Source organism: Allostigmatella hybrida (genome assembly GCF_020103775.1).
In the GTDB taxonomy this organism is placed as follows: domain Bacteria; phylum Myxococcota; class Myxococcia; order Myxococcales; family Myxococcaceae; genus Hyalangium; species Hyalangium aurantiaca.
The window spans coordinates 192,975-205,067 of the sequence record NZ_JAHXBH010000012.1; the positions used below are offsets into that span (position 1 = coordinate 192,975).

Genomic DNA, 12,093 nt, shown 5'->3' on the forward strand with positions numbered 1-12,093 from the left:
GTCCGCCGTTCACCCTCCCTCTCCAGGGAAAGGACGACGTGACCACGATGAAGACACTTCTCGGCTGCGCATGCGCTGTTCTGATGACCCTCGCCGCTTCGCCCGCGCTGGCGCAGCTCGCGCTGCCCCCCGCGAGCCCCTCGTCGAAGGTGACGCAGGTGGTGGGGTTGACCGAGATCTCGGTCGACTATGCGAGCCCCGCGGTCAAGGGGCGGAAGATCTGGGGGGGCCTGGTCCCCTGGGATCAGGTGTGGCGGACCGGGGCCAACGCGGCCACGAAGATCACCTTCGGCAACGACGTGACGTTCGGCGGCAAGCCGGTACCGGCGGGCACCTACTCGATCGTCACCGTGCCCTCGGAGAAGGGCTGGACGGTCGCGCTGAACAAGGAGCTGGGCCTGTTCGGCGGCGGGAAGACCTATGACGCCAAGGACGACGTCGTGCGCGTCTCCGCGACGGTCTCCGAGATTCCCGCCCGCGAGCGCATGACGTTCCTCTTCTCCAACACCACCGACGACCAGACGTCGCTGGATCTGGAGTGGGAGAAGCTGCGCGTCTCGGTGCCCGTCCAGGTCAAGACGGCCGAGCTGGCCCAGCAGAACATCAAGGCCGCGGTGGAGGGCTCGTGGCGCTCGCTGGCCAACGCGGGCCGCTACGTGGCCGACACCTCCAAGGACTACCCCACGGCGCTCAAGTACCTGGACAACTCGCTGGCCATCCAGTCGCACTGGTACAACAACTGGCTCAAGGCCGACGTCCTGGCCCGCTCGGGCAAGTACGCCGAGGCGCGCAAGTTCGCGCAGACCTCCTGGGACCTGGGACAGAAGGACGGCAACTTCTTCTTCAAGGACATGGTCGCCAAGGCGCTCACGGACTGGAAGGGCAAGAAGTAGTCAGCGGGCCGCGGCTCCCCCGGCCAGCCGGCGGTAGATGGCCTCATAGCGGTCGATGGCCGGGGCGAGCTGAAAGCGCTCAAGGACGTGCTGGCGGGCGTTGTGTGAGAAGCGCTGCCAGCGCTCCGGGTCGCGCACGAGCGTGAGGACATGGTCCGCCATGGCCTCCACGTTGCCCATCGGCGCCAGGTAGCCGCGCGCCCCGTGCTCCACCTGCTCGGGGATGCCGCCGATGTTGCTGGCCACCACCGGGATGCCGCAGCTCAGCGCCTCGAGCGCGGCGAGGCCGAAGCTCTCCTGTTCACTCGGCAGGAGGAAGACATCGGACGCGGCGAGCACCTCGGCGAAGCTCTCCTGTTTGCCCAGGAAGGCCACCCGGTCCTCCAGGCCCAGCTCCCGCACCCGGCGCTCGGCGGGGGAGCGCTCGGGTCCATCCCCAATCATCACCAGCCGGCACGGGTGCTCGCGGTGAACGCGGGTGAAGATGGACACCACGTCGCCAATGCGTTTGACGGGCCGGAAGTTCGAGACGTGGATGAGCACCGGCTCGCCGTCTCCCAGGTTGGGAAAGAGTGCGCGCACGTGGGCCCGGTCGCGCCGGGGCGCATAGCGCTCCGTGTCGACGAAGTTGGGGATGACCTCGATGGGCAGGGACTCCGGGGGGATGCTGAAGCCCTCCCAGGTGGCGCGCCGCAGGAACGCCGAGGGCGTGGTGACCACGTCACTGCGCAGGATGGAGAAGCGGGTGATGGGCAGGTAGGTGGGGTCCGTCCCGACGAGCGTGGTGTCGGTGCCATGGAGCGTCGTGACGATGCGCGGCGCCTGGCTTCCGAGGACTTCGCGGGCCATCCAGGCCGCCGTGGCGTGCGGCACGGCGTAGTGGACGTGCAGGATGTCCAGGTGCTCGTAGCTGGCGACCTCGATCATCTTCGAGGCCAGCGCCAGCGGGTACGTCCCCGAGTGGGCGAGCGCCGGGTAGTCGCTCTCGGTGACTTCATGGAAGATGACCTTCCGCGTCATGCCGTGGAGGCGGACCGGAAGGTCCCGGGCGATGAAGTGGACGCGGTGGCCGCGGTCGGCCATCGCCAGGCCGATCTCGGTCGCGACCATGCCGCTGCCTCCAAAGGTGGGAAAGCAGGTGATGGCCAGATTGAGGGGGGGACTCATCGGGAGCCGGGGAAGAACAGGGGCCGTGCGAAGGAATTCCGGCGAAAATGCTCCACCGGGTCCACGAGTCCCAACGTCTCGCGCTGGACGTACGGCTCGCCGTGGGAGACGCCAATCTGGGCTCCGTAGAAGCGGTCCCGGGCCTCGAGCGAGGTGAGCGACAGCGGCGAGCCGACCAGCGTCTGCGGCCCCTCCGCGCGGGCTTCCACCTGACTGGCGTAACAGCGGACGGCCGCCATCTTCTGGTCATGGACCGCCGTCACGTCGGCGACGAAGCTCGGCTCGGCCAGGTGGCGCATGGGGTAGTAGAGCACCTGCCGGGGCGTGAAGGGCGCGTGGACAGGCGCGGTCTCGAACTTGCGGACCGAGGCGAAGAACAGCGCCCGCGTCACCAGCTCGCTGGTGGCCTCGTGGTCCGGGTGGCGCTCGTGTTGCCACGGGACGAGCACGAGCTCGGGGCGCAGGCGGCGCAGCACCTCGACGAGCCGCGCGACGGGAGCGGCCCGGGCGCGCTCGGCCTCGGGCGCCTCGAAGCCCGCCCACGGGTCGATCCACCCATCGGGCAGCCCGAGGTTCTCGCGGACGGTGAGCCCCAGCACGCGGGAGGCCGCTTCGGTCTCGGCGGCGCGGGTCTCGGGGGTACCGCGCGAGCTCTTCTCCCCGCGCGTCAAGTCGATGATGCCGGTGCGGTGGCCCCGGCGGGCCATCTGGGCCAGGAGCCCTCCGCAGAAGAGTTCGACGTCGTCGGGGTGAGGGCCGAAGGCAAGGACCTCCAGTCCGTAGGCGGGCTCGGCGGTGCTCATGGTCTCAGGTCCTTCAGGCCGCCGGAGAACGGCACGCACGCGTCGAGGACCTGGCGCGTGAAGGCGCCGCCGCCGAAGCGGCAAGCGTAGTAGGGCAGCCCATGGATGCGTTCCTGCGGTGCACCGTCCGGGAACAGGTAGGCCTGGAGGCGCTCCACGCGCTCGCGGGTCACCTGATCGCGCTGGGCGAGGGTGCGGCCATACCGGGCCACGAGGCGGGAGATGCCGCCGTGAACCGTCTTGCGGGTGCGGCCGATGGCCCGGGCGAAGCCCGGCTCGAAGGAGGCCGTGCGCTCACCCAGGCGGGCCAGCTCGGCGTCAAACGCGCTCACGAGGCGCGCCTCGATGGCCTCGGGCGGCTCGTAGGTCTCCGGGGTGTTCCGTGCGGCGAGGCGGGCCAGCAATGCGTCCCGCGGGGTGTCCGCGTCATCGGGCGAGAGGCCCAGCGTCTCAAGCAGGCGGCGCGCGCGGTCGTCAATCACGCGGAACCGGGCACGCGGGACGACGAGCGGCATGGGCAGCCCGGTGTGCGCATAGAGGGGGGTGAGCTGCGCGAAGTAGGCGATCTCTCCGGGGCCGCCGACGTAAGCCGCCGTGGGAAGCCAGGTATCCTGAAGAACGGGGCGCAGGAGGGCCGAAGTGGTGAAGCGGAGCGGCTCGCGCTCCAGCCACGAGAGGAGCTCGGCCGTCGTCACGCAGGCGCCCTCCGGGTGGCCCACGAGGCTCCAGGTGCCCGGGGAAGGGGCGGGGTCGAGGCGGTAGCGCGCGCCCTCGGGGCCACCGGGCGAGAAGAAGCCGAGGGGAGAGCCTGGGCGGAGGTGCACCTGCTCGGAGAAGCCCGCCTCGGCGAGCGCCCGGCCCCGCTCGGCGAGCCCGCTGGCGATGGCCGTGGCGGCCTCGATGGACCGGCGGTGGACCGGTGCGGCGAGGGGGGCAAGGCGGGGATCGCGCGGGTCGAGGAACAGGAGCCCCTCGTCCGCGAAGAGGGTGGAGAGGACCTCGGCGAAGGCGTCCGCCAGCGTCGCCTCGGGACGGTAAGCGCGCTCCAGCAGCGCCAGGTGCTCGTCCGCGTGGGGCAGGCTGCCCAGCTCGGCGCGCAGCGCGGCGAGTGCCTCGGGGATGCCCCTTCCGAGCTGGCAGTGGGCGACCGGGATGCGCGAGCTGGCCGCGTCTGGCTTCCCGAGCGCCACGCGCAGCGGGCCTGCCGAGGCGCGCGGAACGAGGCAGTGGTCGATCTCCGGCAGATCGTGGTCCTCGGTCTGCAACCAGAAGAGGGGGACGCAGGGCCTTCCCGTTTCCTGGGCAAGGGCGCGGGCCGTGACGATGGCGGAGGCGGCCTTGTAGACTGTGAAGAGCGGACCGAGGAACAAGCCCACCTGCTGCCCGGTCACCACGGCCACCGTGCCGGGACGGGCGAGCAGCTCCAGGTTCCGCTCACGGGCGGGGCTCGGCGCGAGGCGCGCCTGGCGGGCCACCAGCGCCGCGTGGAGCGCGGGGGAGAGGGTGCGCGAGGCCGCGGCGGCCACGGCCTCGGCGCGGGCGGACGGGTGCCGGTAACGGTCCGGGAGAAATTCGAGCGCGCGCGGATCACCGCGCATCCAGGAGGCGGAAAAGGAAGAGGCCACGGGCCGGTGATAGCAAGTCCGGTGTACGGGAGCGACCCCAAGGAGCCTCACACCTGCGCGGCCTCCTTCTGTTAGGGTCCGCGGCGATGCGGACCCTGGTCATTTTTGGATTGGCAGTGGCCATGAGCCTTGGATTCTCTTCGGTGGCACTGGGGCAACCGGCCCGGCAACTCCACGCGGGGGAGATTGCTCTGGGCATCCGGCGCCTGGGGGTGACCGGAAGCGTGCTCTACGTGGCGGCCCACCCCGACGACGAGAACACACGGCTGCTGGCCTGGTGGGCGGGCGGGCGAGGACTGCGCGCGGGCTACCTCTCGATGACGCGCGGAGACGGTGGGCAGAACCTCATCGGGACCGAGCAGGACGAGCTGCTCGGGCTCATCCGCACGAACGAGCTGCTCGCGGCGCGGCGCGTCGATGGCGCCGAGCAGATGTTCACGCGCGCGCGGGACTTCGGCTACTCGAAGAGCGCGGACGAGACGCTGCGCATCTGGGGACATGACGAGGTGCTGGCCGATGTCGTGCTCGCCATCCGCCGCTTCCAGCCGGATGTCATCGTGACGCGCTTCACCACGAAGCCGCCCAACCACGGGCACCACACCGCCTCGGCGCTCCTGGCCGCGGAGGCGTTCACCGCCGCGGCGGATCCTTCGCGGTTTCCCGAGCAGCTCGGGGCGCTGAAGCCGTGGAAGGCCGACCGGCTGCTGAACAACGTCTCGACCTGGAACCTGGCGCCGGATGCCGACATGTCCGCCTACCTCAAGGCCGATGCCGGCGGGTACGAGCCGCTCCTGGGGCGCTCCTGGGGCGAGGTCTCCGCGGAGAGCCGCAGCCAGCACCGGAGCCAGGGCTTCGGGGTGGCCGCCGAGCGCGGCCCCCTGCTGGAGTACTTCGCGCCCCTCGCCGGGACGCGCCCGAAGTCAGAGCTCTTCGAGGGGCTCGAGCTTTCGTGGCGGCGGTGGGGCGGCACGGAGAAGCTCATCCAGGCCATCGACGCGGCGTCGAGCGGGTTCGACCCGCGCGCGCCCCACCTGAGCATCCCGGCGCTCCTGCGCGTCCACGAAGCGCTCTCGGCCCTGCCGGAGAGCCACCCCTGGAAGGCCCTCAAGCTGCGCGAGACCGAGGCGCTGGTGGCCGCGTGCGCGGGGCTGTTCCTGGAGGCGCGTGCGGCGGAGGTGTCGGCCGTGCCAGGCAGCCAGGTGACGTTGAACCTGGTGGCCCTGAACCGCTTGCCCGCCGCGCTCCGGTTGGTGAGCGTGACGCTGCCGGGAGGAGAGTCCGTGCCGGCCGGTGCGGAGCTGTCCGGGGCCAAGCCCTTCACGCTCTCCCGGCCGGTGGCCATCCCCGAGGATGCGCGGATCTCGACGCCCTACTGGCTCCGGAAGCCCGTTGCCGGTGGCCTCTATGCCTTGGACGCGCAGGACCGCGCGCTCACCGGCCGGCCCGAGGGCGATCCGGCCCTGGCGGTGACGTTCGTCTACGAGGTCGGCGGCAAGCGCTTCCAGGTGGTCCGCCCGGTGGTCTACGTCTGGACGGATCCGGTGCGCGGTGAGCTCTACCGGGCCTTCGAGATTGCCCCGGCCGTCACGGCGACGCTCGAGCGGGAAGTCGTCCTGTTCCCCAACGGCACGTCCCAGTCCGTCCAGGTGGTGCTGGCCGCGGGCCGTGCCGCTGCGGCGGGCAAGCTCCGGCTGGAGGTGCCGCCCGGCTGGCGCGTGGAGCCCGCCGAGGTGCCCTTCCAGCTCGCCGCGCGCGGGGATGAGCGCACCGTCCGCTTCCAGCTCACCCCGCCCAAGGGCGCGAGCGAGCGGGCGCGGCTGCGCGCCGTCGTCGAGAGCGGCGGCCGTTCCGAGTCCTGGCGCGTGCGCACCGTGACGCATGAGCACATTCCGCCCCAGGTGGTGCGCCAGCCCTCCGAGGCGGCCCTGGTCCCGTTGGCCCTCACCACGAAGGTCCGGCGGGTGGGGTACATCCCCGGGCCGGGAGACCGGGTGGCCGAGAGCCTCGCGGCCGCCGGGTATGACGTGACGGTGCTCCCCGAGGAGCGTCTGGCGTCCGAGAAGCTCGAGCGGTTCGAGGCCATCCTGGTCGGGGTACGCGCCTTCAACGCCACCCCCCGGCTCTCCCTCCACCGCGAGCGGCTCCTGCGGTACGTGGAGGGGGGAGGGCGGCTGGTAGTCCAGTACAACACCAACAGCCGCGTGGGGCCGCTCACCACCTTCGTGGGGCCCTATCCGCTGGAGATCGGCCGCGAGCGCGTGACGGACGAGACCGCGGCGATGACGCCCGTGAATCCGCAGGAGCCGCTCCTGCGGGCCCCCAACCGCCTCGGTCCCGCGGACTTCGACGGCTGGGTCCAGGAGCGTGGGCTCTACTTCGCCACGACGTGGGATGAGCACTACCAGCCCGTGTTCTCCATGAATGACCCGGGCGAGCCGCCGCTCCGGGGCGGCCTGCTGGTGGCCCGCCATGGCAAGGGGACCTTCATCTACACGGGCATCGCTTTCTTCCGGCAACTTCCCGCGGGCGTGCCCGGTGCGTACCGCCTGCTCGCGAACCTCCTCGCCCCATGACCCCTCCTTCGAATCCTCCTGAGCCGGCCGGGGCCCCGCCGCAGCGGCCCGAACTCGACGACGCGCCGCCCCTGCTCGGCTCCTGGCGCAACATCTACCTCTTCGTGCTGGGCGTCCTGGCCCTGCTCATCGCCCTGTTCTGGGCGCTCACCCGGGCCTACGCGTGACACTGCTCGACTGGCTGGTTCTCGTTGGAACAACGGCGTTCATCGTGGGCTGGGGGCTCTGGCGGTCGCGCGGCGAGAGCCAAACCACGGAGGGCTTCCTGCGAGGGAGCCAGGATCTGCGCTGGCCCACCATTGGCCTGTCCGTCATGGCCACGCAGGCAAGCGCCATCACCTTCCTCTCCGTCCCGGGCCAGGCCTACGAGGACGGGATGCGCTTCGTGCAGTTCTACTTCGGCATGCCGATCGCCATGGTGATCGTCAGCGCCGTCTTCGTCCCCATCTACTACCGGCTGAATGTCCTCACCGCCTACGAGTACCTGGAGTCGCGCTTCGACCTGAAGACGCGCCTGCTCGGCGCGCTCCTCTTCCTCATCCAGCGGGGGCTGGCCTCCGGCATCACCCTCTACGCGCCGGCCATCATCCTCTCGGCGATTTTCGGCTGGCCGCTGGAGCCCACCATCCTGGTCATGGGCGCCCTGGTCATCCTCTACACCGTGACGGGCGGCTCCAAGGCCGTCAGCCAGACGCAGAAGCAGCAGATGGTGGTCATGCTCGGGGGCATGGCGGTGGCGGCCCTCGTCATCGTGTGGCGGCTGCCTGAGCACGTCTCCTTCTCGCGGGCCGTCGATGTCGCGGGGGCCCTGGGCCGGATGAACGTGGTCAGCTTCGATTTCGACTTCCAGGACCGCTACAACTTCTGGTCGGGCATCACCGGCGGGCTGTTCCTGTCCCTGTCGTACTTTGGAACGGACCAGTCCCAGGTGGGCCGCTACCTGACGGGGCGCTCGGTCGCGGAGAGCCGCCTCGGGCTGCTCTTCAACGGCGTGCTGAAGATCCCGATGCAGTTCCTGATCCTCTTCGTCGGGCTCCTGGTCTTCGTCTTTTATCAATTCACCGCGCCGCCGCTGCTCTTCAACCAGCCCCTGCGCTCCCGGGTTCTGGCGACCGCGCAGGCGGGGGAGTTCGCCGCCCTGGAGGAGAAGTGGCTCCAGGTGCAGGACCAGAAGCGCGCCGAGGCCGACCGCTACGTGGCGGCGCGGGAGGCCGGAGACCCTGCCGCGGAGGCGGGCGCGCGCGAGCGGCTCCAGGCCACCGCCCGGACGGCCGAGACGGTCCGCAAGGAGGCCAAGGCCGTGGTCTCCCGGGCCCTGCCGGGCAGCGAGACGAAGGACTCGGATTACATCTTCATCTCGTTCGTGAAGGACTGGATGCCCAGCGGGCTCGTGGGGCTGCTCATCACCGTCATCCTGGCGGCGGCGATGAGCTCGATTGCCAGCGAGCTCACCGCCCTGGGCGCGACGACCACGGTCGACTTCTACCGGCGGCTCCTCCGCCGCGATGCGACCGACCGGCAGGTGCTCGTGGCCTCCAAGCTGTTCACCGTGCTCTGGGGCCTGGTCGCGGTCGCCTTCGCGAGCTTCGCCTCGCTGCTCGACAACCTCATCCAGGCGGTCAACATCCTCGGCTCGCTCTTCTACGGGACCGTGCTGGGCCTGTTCCTCGTGGCCTTCTTCCTCCGGCACGTGCGTGGGAATGCGGTCTTCGTCGCCGCGCTCCTCTCCCAGGGGATGGTGCTCGGCCTCTTCGCGTTCTCCTCCATTGGCTATCTCTGGTTCAATGTCATCGGCTGTGCGCTGACCGTCGTCCTCGGATTGATTCTCCAGGCCTTCATGCCCCGGGTCCGGCACAGCTCCTAGGAGCCCCAAGTTGAGCACACTGCGTCAAAGCTCATCCTGTTTCACTCACAGGAGACAGTCCGCACCTTGAAGCCGTTTACACCCAGGGGGGAAGCGTCTAGATGACGCAGCAGAATGACTGGGATCGCGCGAGACGGCTCAAAGAACAGCATCAAGAACATGGCTCAGCGGGTCATGCGCATTGGAAGCGTGTTGGGACTCGCTGTCTGGCTCACGGCCGCGCCGGCGCTCGCGCAGCGGACGACGGCGGACATCCGGGTCGGCCTCAGCGCGCTCAAGGGGCCTGTCACCGGCGTGACCGTGCTCGCGGTGAACACCCAGAGCGGCTTCTCGGCGAAGGGGATCGCTCGCGCGGATGGCTCGTTCTTCCTGAGCGGCCTGGCCCCCGGTGAGTACGTCATCACCGTCACCCAGCCGGGCGGCAAGGAGGTGTACCGGACGGTGAACGTCCAGGTCGGCCAGACGGTGGACCTGAACATCAACGTCGAGGAGGAGGTGGCGCTCGATCTCGGCCAGGGCGAGACCGTGCTCGTCCAGGGGAAGACCCCCGAGAGCACCACGTCCGAGGTCGCCACCAACGTCAGCCGCGAAGAGATCGCCAACCTGCCCCAGAGCAACCGCAACTTTCTCAACTTCGCCGCCCTCGCGCCCGGCGTTCGCGTCTCCAACGATGAGTTCAACAAGAACTTCTCGTCTGGCGCGCTCGAGGCGCGCAGCACCAACGTGTTCGTGGATGGGGTGAGCCTCAAGAACAACGTCATCGAAGGCGGCCTGGTGGGCCAGGACGCGAGCCGCGGAAACCCCTTCCCCCAGCTCGCGGTCAGCGGCTTCCGCGTGATTACGCAGAACTACAAGGCCGAGTACGAGCAGGCCAACAGCGCCATCATCTCCGCCATCACGCGCTCGGGCGGCAATGACTTCCATGGCGACGTCTTCCTCACCTTCCAGAACCAGGCGTTGATGAAGCGGGATTACTTCACGGTGGAGAAGCCCGAGCAGTTGCGCTCCCAGTTCGGCGCGGCGCTGGGGGGGCCCCTGGTGAAGGACACGCTGCACTTCTTCGTGACCTACGAAGGCAACCTTCAGGACCGCTCGAACCTGGTGGCGATCGGCAATCCGAACCCGGAGAACGTGGAGCGGTTTGGTTCCTTCGAGGGCAACTTCGGGAGCCCCTTCCGCGAACACCTCGGCTTCGCGAAGCTGACCTGGCGGCCGGCGGACAACCAGACCCTGGATGTCAGCGCGAGCCTCCGGACCGAGACGGACGTCCGCAACTTCGGTGGCCTCATCAGCATCGAGAGCGCCGAGGACATCCGGAACAATGTGCTCACCACCTCGGCCCGGCACCAGCTGCGGCTGGGCGGGCTGACGAACGAGGCCACGTTCCAGTTCCTCGACTCGCGGTTCAACCCGGTGGCCACGAACCCTGACCTGGTGGGGCGGGACTATGAAGGGGTCATCCGGCTCGGCGGCCGCGATACCAGCCAGGACGTCCGCCAGCGGGCGTTCACGCTGCGCAACGACGTGACGTTCGCGAACTTCGATGGGGCCGGCCAGCACGTGATGAAGGCCGGGGCCAAGCTCTCCTTCCAGCACTACCAGATCGAGCGCACGCTCTTCGGCAACCCCGCGTTCCGCTTCCGCGAGGACACCAACAACGGCCTCAGCTACGACTTCCCGGCCGAGGCCGCCTACGGCGTGGGCGATCCGAAGGCCGCGTCCAACAACACGCAGGTGGGCGTGTACATCCAGGACGATTGGGAGATCGCCAAGCGGCTGACCCTGAACCTGGGCCTCCGGTGGGATGTCGAGACCAACCCCCTGAACAACGACTACGTGACGCCCGCGGATGTCCGCGCGGCGGTGGAGGAGCTCGCGGGCATCGTCGCGCAGACGAATGGGCCCGGCTTCTTCCCGGCCGGGAACTACCTGACCAACGGCAAGCAGCGCCCCGTCTTCCTGGGCGCGGTGCAGCCGCGGCTCGGCGCGGCCTTCGATGTGATGGGCAACGGCCGCACGGTCCTCTTCGCCGGCGCGGGGCGCTATTATGATCGCACCCTGTTCAACACCGGCGTGGACGAGCGGCTTCGTCTTCAGTACCAGGTCCGCACGTTCTACTTCTCGCGGGACGGTGCGCCCCGCTTCGGGCAGCCGACCATTGCCTGGCGGCCCGAGTACCTGAGCCGGCAGGGGCTCGATGCGCTGATCGACAGCGGCGTGGCCCCCGCCGCAGAGATCTTCCTGCTCGAGAACGACACCAAGCCGCAGGTCAGCGACCAGTTCAGCGCGGGTGTCCGGCAGCAGGCAGGACCGCTCAACACGTCGCTGACGCTCACGCACATCCGCAGCAGGAACGGCGTTGGCTTCTACCCCGCCAACCGCCTGTCGACGGGCAGCCGCGACTACATCCCCACGCCGGGTGGTTTCGGCAATGTCATCATCTCCGTGGACGACCGGACCTCCACCTACAGCAGCGTGCAGGTCTCGGCGGAGAAGCCCTTCTCGAGCGAGTTCTCGACGAGTCGCATTCCGTGGGGAGCGTCCGTGGCCTACACCTTGGGCGTCGCCCGGGAGCGGGGGGCGGCCTACAACTTCGACTACCCGACCGTCAAAGACAGTCCCGTGACCCCCACGGCCACCGACGAGCGCCACCGGCTCGTGCTCTCCGGCATCGTGGGGCTGCCCCTGGAGTTCCGGCTGTCCACGCTCATCACCCTGGGAAGCGGCTTGCCCTACACCATCTACGACAACTCCAGGGGCACCGGTCCCACCGAGTTCGTGCTCCGCACCTACGGAGGCCGGGCGGACGGCTTCATCCAGTTCAGCCAGGTGGATGTCCGGCTGGCCAAGGACTTCACGATCTCCAAGGGCCACCGCATCAACGCCTTCGCCGAGTGCTTCAACCTCTTCGATGCGAGGAACCTCGGCGGATACGACGGGTACCTTCCGCCCGAGACCGAGCCCTCAAACCCGAAATTCGGCGAGCCCACGAGTGTGGTGGGGCCGCCCCGCAGCTTCCAGTTCGGCATGGGCTACAGCTTCTGAAAGTCCAGGCGGCGGGTTCGATTCCCGCCGCCTCCGTCCCGAGAAGCCCAGCAATCTCAACGGGTTGCTGGGTTTTTCTTTGCCCTCGTTTTCTTCATGTGCCCTCAGTGTGCGTGCGCCGTG

8 protein-coding genes are annotated in these 12,093 nt (G+C 69.4%); 5 read left to right on the forward strand and 3 right to left on the reverse strand.

Annotated elements, in window-relative coordinates:
- The first annotated feature begins 47 nt into the window (after positions 1-47).
- A complete protein-coding gene (locus tag KY661_RS20450) occupies positions 48-893 on the forward strand; it encodes a DUF2911 domain-containing protein (RefSeq protein ID WP_177241423.1) in 846 nt (281 codons plus the stop codon).
- Here the strand turns inward: KY661_RS20450 and bshA are convergent, their stop codons facing one another.
- From bshA to bshC, 3 genes are read right to left on the reverse strand one after another with little or no spacing between them, the layout of a single operon-like run.
- Positions 894-2,060 carry an N-acetyl-alpha-D-glucosaminyl L-malate synthase BshA gene (gene bshA / locus KY661_RS20455; RefSeq protein ID WP_225411804.1) on the reverse strand — a complete coding sequence of 389 codons (1,167 nt, stop codon included), beginning with the start codon at positions 2,058-2,060 and terminating at the stop codon, positions 894-896. It abuts the gene before it with no gap.
- A complete protein-coding gene (gene bshB1, locus KY661_RS20460) occupies positions 2,057-2,863 on the reverse strand; it encodes a bacillithiol biosynthesis deacetylase BshB1 (protein ID WP_225411805.1) in 807 nt (268 codons plus the stop codon). The genes bshA and bshB1 overlap by 4 nt, the downstream gene beginning before the upstream one ends.
- A complete protein-coding gene (gene bshC / locus KY661_RS20465) occupies positions 2,860-4,488 on the reverse strand; it encodes a bacillithiol biosynthesis cysteine-adding enzyme BshC (RefSeq protein ID WP_225411806.1) in 1,629 nt (542 codons plus the stop codon). The genes bshB1 and bshC overlap by 4 nt, the downstream gene beginning before the upstream one ends.
- Before the next feature lie 86 nt (positions 4,489-4,574).
- Between bshC and KY661_RS20470 the strand changes: the two genes are divergently transcribed.
- From KY661_RS20470 to KY661_RS20485, 4 genes are all read left to right on the forward strand, one after another.
- Positions 4,575-7,061: a PIG-L family deacetylase gene (locus KY661_RS20470; protein WP_317987287.1), complete on the forward strand. Its 2,487-nt coding sequence runs from the start codon at positions 4,575-4,577 to the stop codon at positions 7,059-7,061.
- Positions 7,058-7,228 carry a hypothetical protein gene (locus KY661_RS20475; protein ID WP_225411808.1) on the forward strand — a complete coding sequence of 57 codons (171 nt, stop codon included), beginning with the start codon at positions 7,058-7,060 and terminating at the stop codon, positions 7,226-7,228. Before KY661_RS20470 ends, KY661_RS20475 begins: the two co-directional genes overlap by 4 nt.
- Entirely contained in the window at positions 7,225-8,925 is a 1,701-nt protein-coding gene (locus tag KY661_RS20480; protein ID WP_225411809.1) for a sodium:solute symporter, read from the forward strand. The genes KY661_RS20475 and KY661_RS20480 overlap by 4 nt, the downstream gene beginning before the upstream one ends.
- Before the next feature lie 189 nt (positions 8,926-9,114).
- Entirely contained in the window at positions 9,115-11,970 is a 2,856-nt protein-coding gene (locus tag KY661_RS20485) for a TonB-dependent receptor (RefSeq protein WP_225411816.1), read from the forward strand.
- Positions 11,971-12,093 lie beyond the last annotated feature (123 nt).

Excerpts from the sequence above, each read along its gene's own strand:
- KY661_RS20450 (WP_177241423.1), top strand. The coding sequence starts at position 48 with ATGAAGACACTTCTCGGCTGCGCATGCGCTGTTCTGATGACCCTCGCC.
- bshA (WP_225411804.1), bottom strand. The coding sequence starts at position 2,060 with ATGAGTCCCCCCCTCAATCTGGCCATCACCTGCTTTCCCACCTTTGGA.
- bshB1 (WP_225411805.1), bottom strand. The coding sequence starts at position 2,863 with ATGAGCACCGCCGAGCCCGCCTACGGACTGGAGGTCCTTGCCTTCGGC.
- KY661_RS20470 (WP_317987287.1), top strand. The coding sequence starts at position 4,575 with ATGCGGACCCTGGTCATTTTTGGATTGGCAGTGGCCATGAGCCTTGGA.
- KY661_RS20475 (WP_225411808.1), top strand. The coding sequence starts at position 7,058 with ATGACCCCTCCTTCGAATCCTCCTGAGCCGGCCGGGGCCCCGCCGCAG.